This window comes from Paenibacillus campi (assembly GCF_034659835.1).
GTDB classification, from domain to species: Bacteria; Bacillota; Bacilli; order Paenibacillales; family Paenibacillaceae; genus Saccharibacillus; species Saccharibacillus campi.
In genome coordinates this window covers 491,756-508,331 of sequence record NZ_JAXSQZ010000001.1, presented here as the reverse complement: position 1 = coordinate 508,331, position 16,576 = coordinate 491,756, and the positions used below count along the sequence as shown (strand labels likewise).

General features: G+C 47.7%; 12 protein-coding genes, 1 pseudogene and 1 riboswitch. Of the genes and pseudogenes, 4 read left to right on the top strand and 9 right to left on the bottom strand.

Annotated features, from left to right (window positions below; all coding sequences use genetic code 11):
• Nucleotides 1–244 precede the first annotated feature (244 nt).
• The gene (locus U1I11_RS01960; RefSeq protein WP_322903350.1) at nt 245–1,678 is read right to left on the bottom strand and encodes an amidase; all 1,434 of its coding nucleotides are present in this window, start codon (nt 1,676–1,678) and stop codon (nt 245–247) included.
• Between the two features lie 465 nt (nt 1,679–2,143).
• Between U1I11_RS01960 and mntA the strand changes: the two are divergent.
• A pseudogene (gene mntA / locus U1I11_RS01955) lies at nt 2,144–2,491 on the top strand (type VII toxin-antitoxin system MntA family adenylyltransferase antitoxin); the annotation flags it as partial.
• A gap of 63 nt (nt 2,492–2,554) precedes the next feature.
• The gene (gene hepT, locus U1I11_RS01950) at nt 2,555–2,962 is read left to right on the top strand and encodes a type VII toxin-antitoxin system HepT family RNase toxin (protein ID WP_322904463.1); all 408 of its coding nucleotides are present in this window, start codon (nt 2,555–2,557) and stop codon (nt 2,960–2,962) included.
• Nucleotides 2,963–3,436: 474 nt separating this feature from the next.
• Here the strand turns inward: hepT and U1I11_RS01945 are convergent, their stop codons facing one another.
• Entirely contained in the window at nt 3,437–4,417 is a 981-nt protein-coding gene (locus U1I11_RS01945) for a DMT family transporter (RefSeq protein WP_322904462.1), read from the bottom strand.
• A gap of 159 nt (nt 4,418–4,576) precedes the next feature.
• A riboswitch (FMN riboswitch) is annotated at nt 4,577–4,727 on the bottom strand.
• A 356-nt stretch (nt 4,728–5,083) separates the two neighbouring features.
• On the opposite strand from U1I11_RS01945, the gene U1I11_RS01940 reads away from it, so the two are divergent.
• Nucleotides 5,084–5,377: a hypothetical protein gene (locus tag U1I11_RS01940; RefSeq protein WP_322903348.1), complete on the top strand. Its 294-nt coding sequence runs from the start codon at nt 5,084–5,086 to the stop codon at nt 5,375–5,377.
• 541 nt (nt 5,378–5,918) lie between these two features.
• On the opposite strand, the gene U1I11_RS01935 is transcribed toward U1I11_RS01940, so the two are convergent.
• The 5 genes from U1I11_RS01935 to U1I11_RS01915 form a co-directional block, all read right to left on the bottom strand.
• On the bottom strand, nt 5,919–6,740 hold the full coding sequence (locus U1I11_RS01935) for a hypothetical protein (protein ID WP_416235592.1): 822 nt from the start codon (nt 6,738–6,740) through the stop codon (nt 5,919–5,921).
• A gap of 522 nt (nt 6,741–7,262) precedes the next feature.
• On the bottom strand, nt 7,263–8,837 hold the full coding sequence (locus tag U1I11_RS01930; RefSeq protein WP_322903344.1) for an MBL fold metallo-hydrolase: 1,575 nt from the start codon (nt 8,835–8,837) through the stop codon (nt 7,263–7,265).
• A gap of 6 nt (nt 8,838–8,843) precedes the next feature.
• Nucleotides 8,844–10,517, bottom strand: coding sequence for an ABC transporter permease (locus U1I11_RS01925; RefSeq protein WP_322903342.1), 1,674 nt, complete (start codon nt 10,515–10,517; stop codon nt 8,844–8,846).
• A gap of 30 nt (nt 10,518–10,547) precedes the next feature.
• Entirely contained in the window at nt 10,548–11,591 is a 1,044-nt protein-coding gene (locus U1I11_RS01920; RefSeq protein ID WP_322903340.1) for an ABC transporter substrate-binding protein, read from the bottom strand.
• A 113-nt stretch (nt 11,592–11,704) separates the two neighbouring features.
• Nucleotides 11,705–12,754: an ABC transporter ATP-binding protein gene (locus tag U1I11_RS01915; RefSeq protein WP_322903338.1), complete on the bottom strand. Its 1,050-nt coding sequence runs from the start codon at nt 12,752–12,754 to the stop codon at nt 11,705–11,707.
• A 246-nt stretch (nt 12,755–13,000) separates the two neighbouring features.
• Here U1I11_RS01915 and U1I11_RS01910 point away from each other — a divergent pair, with 246 nt between their 5' ends.
• Entirely contained in the window at nt 13,001–13,909 is a 909-nt protein-coding gene (locus U1I11_RS01910; protein ID WP_322903336.1) for a LysR family transcriptional regulator, read from the top strand.
• Between the two features lie 681 nt (nt 13,910–14,590).
• Here U1I11_RS01910 and U1I11_RS01905 read toward each other — a convergent pair.
• Together U1I11_RS01905 and U1I11_RS01900 are read right to left on the bottom strand one after the other, a co-directional pair.
• Complete coding sequence (locus U1I11_RS01905) at nt 14,591–15,931, bottom strand: MBL fold metallo-hydrolase (protein WP_322903334.1); 1,341 nt, start codon at nt 15,929–15,931, stop codon at nt 14,591–14,593.
• Nucleotides 15,932–16,295: 364 nt separating this feature from the next.
• Entirely contained in the window at nt 16,296–16,541 is a 246-nt protein-coding gene (locus U1I11_RS01900) for a type B 50S ribosomal protein L31 (protein WP_188773884.1), read from the bottom strand.
• Nucleotides 16,542–16,576: the final 35 nt, after the last annotated feature.

The following is a 16,576-nucleotide window of genomic DNA, read 5'->3' as shown; positions in this document are numbered from 1 at the left end:
AATAGGTAACAGGCAAAATACGATCGAAATTGCGAAAAGATTCGGTTTCCAGACCATTTTATGCCTCAATGGAGCATTTGCAGCTCTGGATGGAATAGCCAAAAGCCCTATTCACTGCAATGGATAAGCAGCAAATAGGGCATAAAATAAATACTTTAGCTTAACATCGTTATAATGATCCTAGGTCAACAAGCCCGGTGTATGCTGCCGGATGTGCAGCGGGTAAACAGCAAATGGTATTCGTTTACAGCAATGGACTGCGCCGCGCGGGCACAACATGTTCAAATCCGTACGCAATCCGCAATAATGTAGGCTCACTGTAAGCCGTGCCCATAAAACTGATGCCAAATGGCATACCGTCACGACGATACCCTGCCGGCACCGTAATCGCCGGATAACCAACCGTTGCTGGTGTATCGGTAAAACCGGGGCTAAAGATCGCATCCAAATGATGCGTCTGTAACAGACGATCGATACCGTCGACACGCGCTTGCCTGCCGAGACGCAGCCGAGCGTTAATGTATGCCGGCTCTGTCATCGTGCCAGATGTTTCATACTCCGCTTTCAGCAGCATTTCCTGACCGTAACGAAGTGCTTCCCGATGATGCAAATGGTTAAAATCGATCATCTCTTTAAGTGAACGCACCGCCGTATGCGAACCGAGTGTGGACAAATATCGATTCAATGCAGATTTAAACTCATACAGCAATACATCAAAGTTCTCGCCTGCTGTATGCGGCAAATCGACACCTTCTACGATGATCGCCCCGGCATGACGCATCGCTTCGATGGAAGCTTCCATAATCGCACATTCTTCTTTATTGTATTGTTCAAGCAGCGCACGATTAATACCGATGCGAGCGCCGCGTAGCCCATCAGCAGACAAACATGCCGTATAATCAGGCAATTCCGGCGGCTGTAACAATGTAGCTGCGTCACGCTCATCGCTGCCTGCTAACACACCGAGCAGCAAAGCGGCATCTTGCACTGTACGTGCCATCGGTCCCGCCGTATCCTGTGTATACGTAATCGGAATGATGCCTGTGCGACTGATCAATCCGAGCGTAGGCTTAATGCCAACCAGACTGTTGCAGGAAGCCGGATTCAAAATCGAGCCTGACGTTTCCGTCCCGACCGCTACGGCGCACAGATTCGCCGCCACTGCCGCAGCGGAACCGGAACTGGAACCGCCCACATCCAATCGACCAATGCCGTACGGATTGAGCGTTTGCCCACCGCGCGCACTGTAGCCATTTTTCATCTGAAAAGCCATAAAATTCGCCATTTCGGTCAAATTCGTTTTGCCCAAAATGATCGCTCCAGCATGGCGCAATCGCTGCACCAGATGAGCATCTGCAGGCGCAAACGAATCCGCTAGCGCCAGCGAACCCGCAGTCGTATGCATATGATCCGCTGTATTGATATTGTCTTTAATGAGCACCGGAATGCCGTGCAATACGCCGCGAATATGCCCGGCAGCACGCTCTGCATCGAGCTTCTCCGCGATATATAGCGCATCCGGATTCAGCTCGATCACCGCGCGCAAACATGGCCCCGCTCGATCCACATCGGCAATCCGCTGCATATATTGAGTCGTCAGCGACACCGCTGACTCCGTGCCTTCCTCCATCCACTGCTGAAGCTTATACAGCGTCGCTTCCTGTAACGAAAATGTCATACCGCCACTACCCCTTTCACCCGTGCGAAGCCTAATTGTATCCGCCCGTTGGAGCGGTAACGGATACAGCTTCTTTTATCATAAGCGAAAAAGGCGGCGTGTACCAACCGATATTGCAATTTGTGTACATCCAGCTTAGCTCATTTGTAATTTAAAATTTGAATCTTTTGCTTGCTGAAAAGATAAGTAGAGCGGCTGCAAGACAATGCCTATTGTGCAAATATGATATAGTTGTTAAAATTGCTGTTTTTCGGCGGGTATTTTATTAGTTAGCATTACACATGCTCATTGCGGATTTTGTATACGTGGCATTACGCTACTTTAATTAAGCAGAAAGCTCAATCTTCTGCCTCGTAGTTGCCGGGCAACATATCGTAGTCTGCTTCACTTTTGCATAACAAACGATACTGCTGCCATGTCAAAGCAATCCCGATTCTGATCTACATATTATAAAAGGAGCAGCCTATGCAGCTTACCGACATCCAACAGCAGTCGCTTATCCAACATATTCGCCAGCATTGTGCGGCTGAAGTCATTATTTTGCTCGGTTCGGCGGCACGCGGTGAGTTGCGCATCGACAGTGATGTAGATATCGCCTATATTGCAGCCCCACAGGCAAACCCGCTCACTACGTATCGACGCTTCCGCATTGCCCAACAACTGGCTGAACGGGTACAGCGCGATGTCGATCTGATCGATTTTGACCAATCGAGCACTGTCTTTCAATTGCAAATTGCCACTACCGGACACATACTGTATGAACATAACTCATTGCTCAGGCAAAACGCTTGGCTACAAGCTTATCGTGATTATGCCCTACTTGGCGATTGGCGCGAACCTGTGCTTGCAGCATGGCAAAAAGGAGGACGATCTGCGATGAACCGCGATATTTTAATTAACAAAGCCGCAACGATCCGGCACTGCGTTACCCGTATTGAACAAGAATACGCTGGCGATGCGGAAAATCTGTACAATCTGACACGTCAAGATTCGATCATTTTAAATTTACAACGTGCCTGTGAAGGTTGTCTCGACCTGGCGATGCACCTGATCTCCGCTCATAAACTTGGCATCCCCCAAAGCACACGCGATGCATTCGATCTACTGCAACGCAACGGGATCATCGACCGCACACTTAGCAGTAGCCTAAAAGCAATGATCGGCTTCCGCAATATCGCCATGCACGACTATCAAGCCGTACAGGTAGAAATTTTGGAGGAAATGATCGCGGAACAACTGCCTGATTTTGAACGCTTTATTGCCAGTGTGGAGCAGGTTGGTTAGGTTAGGTTAGGTTAGGTTAGGTTAGGTTGGGTTGGGTTGGGTTGGGTTGGGTTGGGTTGGGTTGGGTTGGGTTGGGTTGGGTTGGGTTGGGTTGGGTTGGGTTGGGTTGGGTTGGGTTGGGTTGGGTTGGGTTGGGTTGGGTTGGGTTGGGTTGAATGACATATATAGAAGGAATACAATCAACGGTTTGCCAATATAACGAGAATCATGACAACGATCAAACCAACGATGCCAAATGTGCCAATATGACCTTCCCGCGCACGTCATTCTCGCTGATCTGGCAAAAATTTATATTCAGCCCAAAATAAACAGCTTCCAAGCAGATCATTTACGATCACTTGGAAGCTATTTGTTTTGAGATTACTATGTTATACACTCTACCGAGATGTATACGCAAACCGACATGTTGCAAGCAGCATGTACTGTAATGATATACTTGCCCAGCAACACAGTGTACGTACCGATCCCTATAATTTAGGAAGCAAGTGGCACCGACTGCTTGGCTTCAGTTGGCTGCTGCTGTCTGGAAATGGCGAACAATACGCCCCAGATGAGCATAAAACCGAGCAATTGCGGCCAAGTGATCAGCTGTCTGTATACGATCCAGTTGATCAGTACGCCAACCATCGGGAAACTTAGCTCTGCTAGTGTGGCGACCGATGCTTTAGTTGTAGACAATCCTTTGTAATACATGAGCAGACTGAGCAAACCAGGCAGCAGCGCTTGTCCGAGCAGATTAAGCAGGATCAGCAATACCGGAATCGTACCGGCTGGCAGTCCCCAAGCGGCATTTTCATGCACTGTCAGTACGATCAGCAGCGGAATCGCCAGAATGAAGCGCAACGATGTGACCGTTTCGTACTTCATTTTACCAACCATCAAGCGTCCCATGACGGTAGAACCGCCCCACAGTGCAGCCGCCCCAAGCGCAAGCAGTGAGCCGACTTGTGCCAGATCGTTCATATGACCGAGCGGCAAAGTAAAGCCAAATGTGAGCAAATACGTACCGACCAGCGCCAGCAAAAATAACCAGCCAAAACCGCGTGGCAGCACTTCTTTCAGCAGCAGACGTGCCAGCACGATCGCAAACAGCGGCTGCAACTTTTGCAGTAAAAGTACCGCGTTCAGATCACCGTACGTTAAGCCCATCGTAAACAGCACGGTCGCAATCGCGGAGCCGCCCCATGACAGGAACAATAGCGCACCGATATGTTGCCATTTCAGCCCGCGTAGCTCATGGCGATTGACCCACAAAATTGGAGCCGCCGCCAACATCGCTACTAAGTGCTCCAACAGCACGATTTGAGTCGAAGTGAACGATTCCAGCAATAAAATACGGAATAACGGATCAACACCCCATAATGCTGCTCCCAAAAAAACGAGCCAAAAGCCACTTTTAATCGTACGTTGTTTCGTTGCTTGTGCAGATTGGAACCGATAATTAACATTTTCCATCATTCAAACTCCTCATGTCATTAGAATTTGAATAGGCGATCTCATACGGAAAGCCCCTGAGCATCGAAAATCGACATTCAGGGGCTGATCAAATAAACATGTCAGTCTCGTAAATGCCGAACAATATGCGTCGACAAATACACCTGTGCAGGTTTATCCATTGATCTTCTCCCATCCGGACTTTACCGTCGGCTCTGGAATTACACCAGATCAGTCAACTGCTCTATACAGAACAGCGAGTCGCGGGCTGTTGTCGAATGAATCGACATTCACCGCCGGTTAGGAATTTCACCTTACCCCGAAGACCTCTATTCGATTAGTTAAAATCATAGTTAAAACATACAATAATGATGCTTTTCATTAACGGTGCGAAAGTTTTTTGAAAATTTCACAAATTAACTGTTCAATAAATCTCATTATAAAGATACTTTTCGTAACTTGCAACTATTTTGTACATTAAAACTAAAATTATATTCATTCTGATGCGCAAACACGGGATTAACATAGTAATCATGCGCATGTACGCAAAATCGCTAGAACTATAGGTCTAAACTAATATTTCATTCCTAATTTTGTTGTTATATGGATGTTAGGGCGATATAATGAAGCTGATTTAACCGTAAGACCATTGTTACATACTTTGATACTTGAAAGGGGTAGGGTCATTTGGATTACAATAACACACCTCCAGGCTATCCACCACAGCCAGGTCAAGCTGCACAGGTCATTAGCGTCAAAGATTGGATGATCACACTGTTGTTGCTGGCAATTCCGCTCGTGAACATCATCATGCTGTTTGTATGGGCATTTAGCGGAGGAACAAATCGTTCCAAGTCTAATTATGCCAAAGCCGCTCTAATCTGGGCAGCGATCTGGATCGTTGTTTACATTATCTTCTTTGCACTTTTCGGTGCCGCGATGTGGACGAATATGCAGCATATGCAAAATATGAGCTATTGATGCTCACGCAGGAGCGTCTGCATTACGTTCATTCGATGCAGCAAACAACGTAACCATTATCGTAGCATAGTTGCTATGTGCTGGATATACGCATGTGTTGGATGGGCAAAAGTAAGTGCATACCTTATAAGATTGTATGGAATACAAAAAGAAGCCCTACGCAGGGCTTCTTTTTGTTATACCGTCTGTAGAAATATGATTTTCAACATTATCCCTATATGAGCGTAACTATACTAAATGTACCATGTCACACATTTAAGCGAGTCAAACTATTAGAGCATATAGATGGAACAATGTTGGCAAACCCGATCAGAGCATCGAAACTTACGATCCAAACCATTATAATTGCTTCGTACCGACCCTTTATTGTAACGAACAATTTCGATCTATCGCCATACTTACGCTATACTAGCAAGCTGTCTGACCGACTCCATCGTATGCGCCTCTACCTTCATCACACTATGAACATTGTCTAAGCGATATGACGTTAAACTCCACATGTAACGCGGTTAGCCTACTAGCCAGCCGTATTACCGCTCTCTTAATAACGATCCAGCACAAGCTGTGTTTTGAGCGAATCTTGCGGCAAAAGCCAGCCTTTATTTTGCAAAGCTTGCATCAATTGATCGCGTTTTTTGGAGGCATCAGAATACTGATCCGCTTTAAACGAAATTTCGATAACCGGTTCTGTGCCTTCCCCGTCTGCTTTACGGATCGGCCATACTTCAATATCTACATCCAGACCGTTCCAGCTTCCTTCGTATTTACTCGCCATAATCGGGCCGTACACACGCGAGTTTTTCAGTTTGTCTTTGCCCCAATTGGACGATTTCCAATTTTCCAGCTTGCCCGGAATATTATCGATTACAAGCTCCAATGCCTTTTTCGCTGACGGCAATGATGCACTGGAATCGGGCGCTTTGCTGTCTTTATCGTTGGATAGACTCAATGTTTGCTTGCTGTAGCCCCAATCGACTTCGGCATCATAATTCGTATCGTTCGCATCAAAACCGTCTTTATTCGCTTCGTCTAAGGCGGCGTCAATATCGCCATTTTCGATCGCATAACGTTTTTTGTAAGTCATTTCGTATTTGGTTTTATTTTCTTTTTTGCGCAGACGTACATTCCAGCCTGCTTCATTCAATTTCTGGTTGTTTGTATCAAAGTATTCGATTGCAATCTTTTGCGGCTTAGACGGCAGGTTAAATGCACTGCTGAGCTCGTTAGTCGGCGTACCGTCTGCATTTAACACAGCCTGCTTCAGTACAAATTTCACTTCGTACGTTGGTGTCATATTTGCCGCAGCTTCTGTTGGCGCAGGCTGTGCGACCATCACCATGCTTGCAAGCAATGTACCACTCATCCATACTGCAACTGTCTTTTTCCAGCTTCCTGTTAATCGATTCACCTGTTTACTCTCCCCTTATTCATTTCGAATGAGTCTTACGACTTAACTCTTTTATTTTAAAAAACAGGCATTAGCGTAACATCAAGCTTGCTGTGGAGGATGATCAAATTTATATATACTCTCTGTATGGAAATGATGAATTATTCAATGGCTACTAGTAGGTTGTCTCAAATTAAAATTGTGTTTAAACGTCCCTAAGTCGATTCAGCACCAAGCCATTGTTGGATCGAAAAACTGTAAATGTATTCGAGACAAGCTGCTAGTAGGCTGACCGCGTTAAATAAGTAGTTTGCTCGTGCAGAGCAGCGATGTTGTCCTGCTACAATTCCAGTGTATTTTCATAAGATAAAGTGAATGAGACATTGAATTTAAGCTGGTCAGCCTACTAGTTTATCGACCTTTCCAAACAACAAAATACCGGAGCAGCCGCCCTATCGCTGCATCCGGTACTTGAATGTTCATTTGAGCACTGTAGACTTAAAACTCCAACCGCGCCGTCGGCAGCAACGAATAAATGCGCTCATACCCCTGCTCGTGCAAATACGCGGCAAGGCGATCGGTTCGCTGTTGGGTCGCATGCACGAGTACGGATGGTGGACAATTTAGATCATCCAGCATTTGCTGCACATCCGGCAAACCTTGGTGCACTTTGTAGCAAATATGCTCGATCCGGCAGCCGTCTGGCGGTGGTTGTTGTAACAGCTTGCTGCCGAGTGAACCTTTGGCAAGATGTCCGGTGAAAATGACTCGATTGCGCGGATTTGCGCGTAGTCGTTCATAATGCTGACGTGCCAGCTCGCTTTGTAACATGCCATCCGGAGTGAAAATAATGCGGCTTGTATGCTGTGTGTACAAATGATCGGTTGTTTCTGAAGCGAACAGCGGATAGAGTTGTAAAGCATTCAACAATCGTTCCATCCGCTGTACTACACCTTCATGCAGCCAGTCTTCATAGCTATTGAGTAGCTGCATACCTTCCAGCAGTACCGATTCAACGAATAGCGGTACATCCGGATATTGTTCATACGCCCATAACAGCAGTTCCTGTCCGCGGCCGTATAGCGGCACTGGCAACAATACCGAGCCACCGGCTTGCAGTGTATCGTTTATATGCATCTGTAATCGATGCAGTTTATATGCCTGCTGCTCTGGATCGTCGCCATATGCGGCATCGACGATAGCAAGATCAAGGTCGGGCAGTACGGGTAAACATACGGTTGGTTGCGCTGAAGATTGCACGCTCCATCCGGACAGCTTGTTATCGTGTTTTAGCACATTTGCCGCTTGCAATGCGACATCATTTTGCGGCGTCTTATTTAGGTGTAATCGGTCGTAATCGTGTAGACCGTCGCAATCTTGCCCTACATTCTCCACTTGCAGTCCGTTACGACCATACGGCATATTCCCCACTCGTAACGTATCGCCAGCTTGCTGCGCACTCCGTTCCAACACACTGCTAACACTATACTGCACAGGCTGCAAACTGCTCCCAGCGCGATGCAGCGGGCGATCTGCGCTAAGCATTTGCGATTCGGACGTATAATCACCGGAAAAGAATACGTATTTGCCTTTCCAGCACAGCGTGAGCCAGATCGAACCGGGCAAATGACCCGAGCGTCCCCAGCAAATATCCAGTCCCGGTGCAATCTGCCCCCATTGTCCGGGTGCGGCGATATCTTCCACATAACTGTAACAAATGCGCTGTTCATCTTCATCATCATACGGACGAACAATATGGCGCTGATCGGTATACTTTTTCCAAGCGTCAAAATAAGCGGGCAACTGCTGCACCGTCGCTCTTGTCGTCCATACGTGCCCACGGTAACCGTGCCGATACAAAATCGGCAGCGCAATACAGTGATCTTCATGCGCATGGGACAGAAATACCGTCTGCAAATCACCGATCAATGCCTCCATATCGTCCACAAGTGGATATTGTCCGCCGTCTTCTTTTTTTACACCATAATCCAGCAATACATGCTGCCCTGCTTCGGTCAGCAAATAGCTGGAACGACCGTGCTCCCCCGCTCCACCAAGTACCGTTAGCTGCATATTATGTTACGGCTGCTTGCTGCCCGCTCCGGGCAACGCATTCAGAATGAGCAACAGCAGTGTCGTAATGCCGACCGAGACGACAGCCATCGCCATCCCCATCGATACTTCACCTTGCTCAAATTGGGCAAAAATATACGTGGCGGACGTCTGCATCGACGGCGGGAGAATAAGCAAAGACGCCACCAGCTCACGGTTCGAAATCGTAAACGTCATCATCCAGCCTGCGATGATGCCTGGTACAAGTAGCGGCAGCAAAATACGCCGCAATACATACAGTGGACGACCGCCGGACATCGCTCCTGCCTGTAACAAGATCGAGTCGATTTGACCGTAATTCGCTTTTACATATTGCACCGTATACGGCAGAAACAGCACTACATACGTCAGCACGACCATGCCGTACGTATTGTACAGCGGAATCGGCATCCATGATGAATTCCAGAACAGAATCAAGCCGACGACGATCACGATACCAGGTACAGTGTTCGGCATGAGGCTGAACAGATCGATCCACTTTTGCGACAAACGACGGCTGCGGTCGACTTTGAGTGCGAGAAACGTACCGATCACAACCGCAATCGTTGACGAAGCGAGTGACAATGTGAAACTGTTCATCAATGCCTGCATACTGTCTGAACCGGGCTGCAATAGCTCGGCATAATGCTGCAATGTCCAATTGCCTGCGGCGATACCGATCCCGCGCAGCTTGAGCAGCGAAGCGGTAATGACCGAGAAATACGGAATCCCGATCGATAGCACCAGCAGCACAATGACATACAGCCAGCTTAATACACCTTTCCAGCCGCCGAGACGATAACCGCTTTGGCGGCTGCCTTTACCACCGGTCAGTCGGTACGAATAGCGGCTGCTCAGCACGCTTTGAATGTACCACATAACTAGACAGACGCTCAGCAACAACGATGCGAGCGCAGTCGCTTTGCCAAAATCGATCGGCCAACTGGAAATGTAATTATGAATTTCCGATGTCATCACATAATAACCGATCCGGCGTCCAAATGTAGCTGGTGTACCAAACTCTGCAATCGTTTTGACGAAAATAAGCAGCGCACCCATCACATAACTCGACAGCAACAGCGGCAAAATAATGCGCCGAAATCGATAAACAGGCGAACCGCCATGCAGCGCTGCCGCTTCTTCGGTACTGCCGCTAATTTGCAGCAATGTATTGCGCAAAATTAAATACAGGAACGGAAACAGATGCAAACTCATAATGAGCACCATCCCGGCGAGACTGAAAAAGGCAGGTGTCCATGCCGCCGATTGTGGCAGCAATTGCTCCATATACCCGTTTTTTTGCATAAATAGCATCCAGCCCATCGAACCGATATAAGGCGGTGTCATAAACGGAATTAGCAGCACGACATCAAGCCAGCGCCAGCGTCCAAGCGCCGAACGCGCCATAATCCAAGCGAGTGGCAACGCGAGTAGTGTCGTCAATACAATGACTAGCACGCCGAGCCAAAGCGAGTTAACCATCACCGCACCGAGACTGCTGCTCGTAATCGTCTGCCACGGTGCCAGCCAATCGATAGTGCCATCATGATCGATCGCCGTACGAAAAATAAGCAATAGCGGCAACACGATCAGTACGGTCAGCAGCATAAACGCTGCGACCGTACTCCATCTTTGAAACCAGTAGCCTGACGTATGTGTCATGATGATATCCCCTTTACTCGTAAGCGAGGCTTACTTGTACAAATCGGTAAAACGGCTTGCCACTTCCGCACCATGCTCATCCATCCAATCCCATTTCACCGGATATGTTGGAATGTCGGACAGATTGGCACGTTTGTCGGCTTTAATATCCGTACGCCCTGGTAACAGATACGCTTTGGCGACAAGCTTTTGCGCTTCATCGGACAGTAAATAATCGATAAACTGTTTCGCTTGCTGCTCATGTTTGGTCGTTTTAATAATTGCGGCTGGACGCGGGCTGATCACTGTGCCTTCGGATGGATACACGATATCGACCGGCTCGCCCGCCGCTTTTGCTTTGTAAGCCATATAATCCACACCAGCGACAACGACATCTTTTGCCCCTGTCACGACCGGATCGAGCGCTTCTTGATTCGCGCCTGCCATCGCTACGCCATTTTGCTTATATTGTTCGAATAACGACCAGCCGCTATCTCCTTTTACGCTCAAATAACCGGTAATGAAATCAAGCGCCGAGCCGGACAATGACGGATCAGGAATGTTTACTTTGTCTTTCCATTGCGGCTGTGTTAGCTCCTCCCATGATTTGGGCGGCGTTTTTACCTGTTTCGTGTTATAGACGATTCCAAGTGCGGAAGCGCTATAGCTAAAATAATTGCCATTTGCGTCTGACCAATCTTTGACGAGCTTGTCGTGATTAGCCGCTTCCGGGTAAGGCAATGTGAGGCCATCTTTCGCCATCGACTGCATCGAAGGTAGTGACGCCAGTACGACTACATCGACGACCGGGTTATTTTTCTCCGCTTGCATACGGGACAGTATTTTGCCGGTTGTGCCTTGGAACATTTCGACATGAATGCCTGTTTTCGCTTCAAAACCGGCTTCGATCTTTTTCGCCAATCCTTCCGGGCCTGCGCTGTAGACGACAAGTGTATTGTCGCTTTGAGCGGTCGAGTCGCTTGCCGCGCTTGTCGTACTGTTGCTGCCTGTATTGCCACAACCTGCCAGTGTCGTACCGAGCATCGCTGTAATAGCGAGCACACTTGTCGTTTTCCACATTTGATTCCAATTCATGAACAATTCCCCCTAATTTATAGTTGTAAAATAGCTAGTTAACAAACGACAACAGCGGCAGTAAACTGCTAACAGGATCGAAGTGTTAGCGTTTAGCTAAAGCAATGCATCACTTATGAAATATGCTGTTTGCCGGGCGCTGGTTCGGTAGTATCACCGGCATCTATCTTTTCGCCAACCGTAGCGCTATGCTTGTCCACCCGACATAGATGGCGTGGAGCGATATACAGCTGCACCTGACTGCCGATCCCCATCCGTTTATGATGATAAGCCGTCCAAATGCGTTCTGCACCCGCATTCAGCTCAATCTCATAGCGATCGCCCATATAGCTGACACGCTGGACGATGGCATTGTACATCTGCTCACCCGGCTCGCACGTCGATTCCCAACGTCCATGCTCCGGGCGAAATAACGTTTGCTCCGGTTCGATCCAGTTGGAGCGACCGATAAAACGAGCGACAAACGGATGTGCTGGTTCCGTATAAATCTGCTCCGGTGTACCGCGTTGCAGCACATTGCCAGACTGCATTACCATAATCTCATCTGACATCGACATCGCTTCCGTCTGATCATGCGTTACATACAATGCGGTCAGACCCAGTTCACGCACGAGACTCATCAATTCATCGCGCATATTATCGCGCAGCATCGCATCAAGTGCACTAAGCGGCTCATCAAACAAAATCAACCCAGGCTGCATCACAATCGCCCGCGCAAACGCGACCCGTTGCTGCTGACCGCCGGATAGCTGGTGCGGATGACGCTTTTCCATCCCTGTTAAACGTACTTGTTCCAAAGCATGCTGCACCCGTTCGCGAATGTGCTTGTTCTGACCGTTGGCTTTTAGACTAAATGCTACATTGTCATATACCGTCATATGCGGCCATAGCGCAAACTCCTGAAACACCATGCCAAAATGCCGTTTGTGCGGCGGTACATTCACCTTGCGTTTGTAGGAAAATATAGGTTTATCATCGACCAGAATCTCGCCGCTGTCCGGCGTTTCCAGTCCGGCGATGAGCCGCAACAATGTCGTTTTGCCACAGCCGGACGGCCCGAGCAATGTGGTGAATTTACCGGCTGGAATGACCATATCGACCGGCTTGAGCGCCTGCACACCGTCATAACTTTTGCTCACATTACGGAGCGTTATTTCCGTCATCTGCCTTGCTCCTTTCTATGTAGCTATGTTTGTCGTGATTGCTTGATGTCTGTCATCTATACATACTGGCTTGCACCAGCGGGCAGCGAATGTTTGTCTCAACTGAATTCAGTATAAAAGGTGAGTTTGTCTGTCATATGTGGGGAATGTAAACGAATAATCAATTTTTACTATGCTCTATTTTTATAATCATCGAATAATTCTATGCTAGATTGAAAGGAGTGTGTTTAACTATGGAGGTGTGAGATGAATCTGATCAAACTGCAAATTGTAGAGTTGCTAAACCGACATCAGAAAATTACAGCAGTTGCCGATGAACTGGGACTGAAACAGCCGACCGTTACCTTTCATATGAAAAGTTTGGAAAAAGAAATGGGCGTGACGTTATTCGAATCACGCGGCGGCAAAATATGGCTGCGTGAGCCAGGCAAAGCGCTGCTGCATTATGCGATCAAAATTAACGCGCTCGCTGCCGAATCCAAGCGTATCGTCCAGGAATTTGGCGCGCTCGAACGCGGGCAATTGCGCATCGGGGCGAGCTATGTGCCAGCGACGTATTTTTTGCCCGATATTATCCACCAATTTAGCGGCGAGCATCCCGGTGTACAGCTATCGATCGCTGTCAAAACCGCCCCGGTCATACGTGATATGCTAATCAATCATGAGATCGATATGGGCATTATGCTAACCGAGCCGTTCGAACATCCCGCACTTGTCAAAGGATTAATCGGTGAGGATCAGATGGTCGTGATTTTCGCCCCGGATCATGCGCTTGCCGTCGAGTCGGAGCTAAATGTCGAATTGCTTCAGCAAAGCAGACTCGTGCTGCATAGCCACGATTCCAGCACCCGCCAAATTAGCGATCGCTGGATGCAAGATCATGGGCTGGAAACAGGTTCCTATATCGAGCTGGATTCGGCGGAAGCGATTAAACGTGCGGTTATGCTGGGCGGCTATGCTGCCTTTCTGTCACGTATGGCAGTCGAAGAAGAACTGCACAGCGGCAGATTGCATATGCATAGCCTGCCGGATCAGACGCTACGGCGCTATTTATATTATGCATACAATAAAGAGCGCCATTATTCCGGACTCATTCATCGCTTTGCCGCTTGTTTAAATGAAGCGGCACCCAACGTTGTGGGGACGACGACATAGATGGTATACGCAAACTGCTAGTACGTTGACCAAGTTAAATGTTAATTTTGATCATGCACTGGAATCCTGATAAATAATAGCTTGTTCCAGCTTCAACACTCCAATTCATCTCGGTTAACGTACTAGGTGGTGTCTTCAAATGATTCTACGTCTCATTTTATTATTCATAAAGATCAGAAATAAGACTCTGTACAGCGTAGTCTGACGCAAACTATCCGTATCGAACGATCTATAAAGCAGTTTGAAGACACGTACTAGTAGACTGTCTCAAATGGAAATTGTGTTTGAACGTACCTTAACCTATTCATCATCAAGCAATGGTTAGATCAACAAACCGTAAATGTATATGAGACAAGCTACTAGTGACTTGTCTCAAGCAGATGTAAGGTTGCGTCCATTTGAAGCCTGCTTGAACCGTGCAGCATTCAGATGAACGCCATCCCTGAATAAATTTGAGACAAGCTACTAGGCGGCATTGTAAGCTGCATAACCCAAAAAACGAGCATACAGCCGCATTCATTGCCTGCTGTACGCTCGTTTAGTTTGATCATCCACCTTGCCTGCGCTGTTCACTTAATACTATCGTATCCTTCCCGATCTGTTCGCTCCTTACGACTATGCCGCTGAAGTGCACGACAATTAGCCTATAATCTATCATCTAGCAGACAGCCTCTACTACACTCACCCAAACGATAACTGCTGTTCCGCCAGCAATGAATGCACATGCTGAAACCCTTCCTGCTCTAAGCGCAGCGCCAATCCATCCGTACGTGACGGCGGGGCATGCACGAGCACTGTAGGCGGGCTTTTCAAATCGAGTAGCATTTGGCGCACATCCGGCAGCCCTTGATGTACTTTATAACGCACATGCAAAATTTGGCAACCTTTATGCTCCATATCCATCATCAATGTACGTCCAAACGAACCTTGCGCCAAATCACCTGTGAAAATAACCCGGTTATCTGCTCTTGTCGCCACCCGCATATAATGCTGCTGCGCTTTGCTCGTTTGCATCATTCCATCATCGGTAAAAATCAATGCGCACGGATACGCTCCCATCAGTTGTTCACGTGAACGATCATCGGTCATACGATGTAAACGATCCGTTTGCAACAAGCGCTGAATACGTTCGATACCGTTCGGCTGTAACCAGCGCTCATCGGAAGCAAACAACCGCAGCGCATCGAGCAAATCCTGCTCCACCAAAATCGGCACCTTTGGAAATTGTTCGTACGCCCATAACATCAGCTCCTGACCACGACCATATATCGGCACCGGCAGCAATACGGCACTATGGCGCAGCAATGTTTCTTTAATATAGCGTCCAAGCTGTGCCAGCTTGTTGCCCTGCCGATCGGTATCGACACCGTAAGCGGCATCCACAATCGCCAGATCAAGATCGGGAATCTGTCCGGGTAATGGATGCGTACGCGATACAATACGCGAATGATGAAGCGGACGATCCGCTTGCAGCAAACGCGATTCCGCGCTGTAATCACCGGTATAAAATATTTTCCGACCGTTCCAGTTCAGTGTAATCCAAATTGACCCCGGCAAATGCCCTGCCCGTCCCCAGCAAATGTCCAGCTCAGGACGCAGCGATATCCATTCACCAGGTGCGACCACATCTTCCAAATAGCGAAATTGCAACCCGTCTCCAGCGTCCATTTCCATTCCCGCTTGTTTATACGCTCCACCCGCTTCTGCCAGTGCATAGCGTTCATATTCCATCGTTTTCAAACAGACAGGTAACTGACGCACTGTCGCGCGTGTCGTCCAAATCTCGCCTTGATATCCATAGTGCTGTAATAGCTGCAAACCACTGCTATGATCCTCATGCGCATGCGATAAAAACACCGCCTGTAACCCCGGCATAATCGGCGCGAGTCTTGCCTGCTCTCCATCGTATTCCGGCTGTATGTCAATTCCGCAATCAAGCAATATATACTGATCTTCTCGTCGAAGCAGATAGCTGGAACGGCCATGTTCTCCTGGTCCACCGAGAATAGTAAGCTCCATCATGTTATTCAACTCCATCTGTTTTCACCGTTTTTCAGCAGAACCGGCTTCCATCATTTTACGTAGCTTTGAATATGCCCAAGCTCGCAACGTTTCTTGAACAGTATATCCCTTCAAATTGCAGACAGTGTGTGGACAATGTAAACGCAATATAAACTTTTTCGATAAAGTCGTCGCTTTATTTTAATAATGCTCATACAATCATGTACACGCTGTTTACGAATCCGCTGCCCATCACAGGCATAATGCCTAGCTTAGGCATACAAAAAAAGCGTACCGCTAGGCATTCATCGAATGCTTGCGGTACGCTTTTTATGACGGTTCACAACCGAAACGGTTATGAAGAAAAGTTCATCGTAAATCGGTCTTATTTCAAGCCGTATTTTTTGTTGAACTTGTCTACGCGGCCACCCACGTCTGCGTTTCTTTGTTTACCAGTGTAGAACGGATGAGAAGCAGAGCTGGTATCAACACGAATCACAGGGTAAGTGTTACCATCTTCCCACTCCATAGTTTCGCTGGAATATTTCGTTGTTCCACTCAGGAATTTATATCCACAGCTAGGGTCCAGGAAAATAGCCTGTTGAAATTGAGGATGTCCTTCTTTTTTCATGAGTAATCACCTTATTTCATAAAATTAATCGCACT

Excerpts from the sequence above, each read along its gene's own strand:
- U1I11_RS01935 (WP_416235592.1), bottom strand. The coding sequence starts at position 6,740 with ATGAGTGGTACATTGCTTGCAAGCATGGTGATGGTCGCACAGCCTGCG.
- U1I11_RS01905 (WP_322903334.1), bottom strand. The coding sequence starts at position 15,931 with ATGATGGAGCTTACTATTCTCGGTGGACCAGGAGAACATGGCCGTTCC.
- U1I11_RS01900 (WP_188773884.1), bottom strand. The coding sequence starts at position 16,541 with ATGAAAAAAGAAGGACATCCTCAATTTCAACAGGCTATTTTCCTGGAC.
- U1I11_RS01920 (WP_322903340.1), bottom strand. The coding sequence starts at position 11,591 with ATGAATTGGAATCAAATGTGGAAAACGACAAGTGTGCTCGCTATTACA.
- U1I11_RS01915 (WP_322903338.1), bottom strand. The coding sequence starts at position 12,754 with ATGACGGAAATAACGCTCCGTAATGTGAGCAAAAGTTATGACGGTGTG.
- U1I11_RS01930 (WP_322903344.1), bottom strand. The coding sequence starts at position 8,837 with ATGCAGCTAACGGTACTTGGTGGAGCGGGGGAGCACGGTCGTTCCAGC.
- U1I11_RS01960 (WP_322903350.1), bottom strand. The coding sequence starts at position 1,678 with ATGACATTTTCGTTACAGGAAGCGACGCTGTATAAGCTTCAGCAGTGG.
- hepT (WP_322904463.1), top strand. The coding sequence starts at position 2,555 with ATGAACCGCGATATTTTAATTAACAAAGCCGCAACGATCCGGCACTGC.
- U1I11_RS01945 (WP_322904462.1), bottom strand. The coding sequence starts at position 4,417 with ATGGAAAATGTTAATTATCGGTTCCAATCTGCACAAGCAACGAAACAA.
- U1I11_RS01910 (WP_322903336.1), top strand. The coding sequence starts at position 13,001 with ATGAATCTGATCAAACTGCAAATTGTAGAGTTGCTAAACCGACATCAG.
- U1I11_RS01925 (WP_322903342.1), bottom strand. The coding sequence starts at position 10,517 with ATGACACATACGTCAGGCTACTGGTTTCAAAGATGGAGTACGGTCGCA.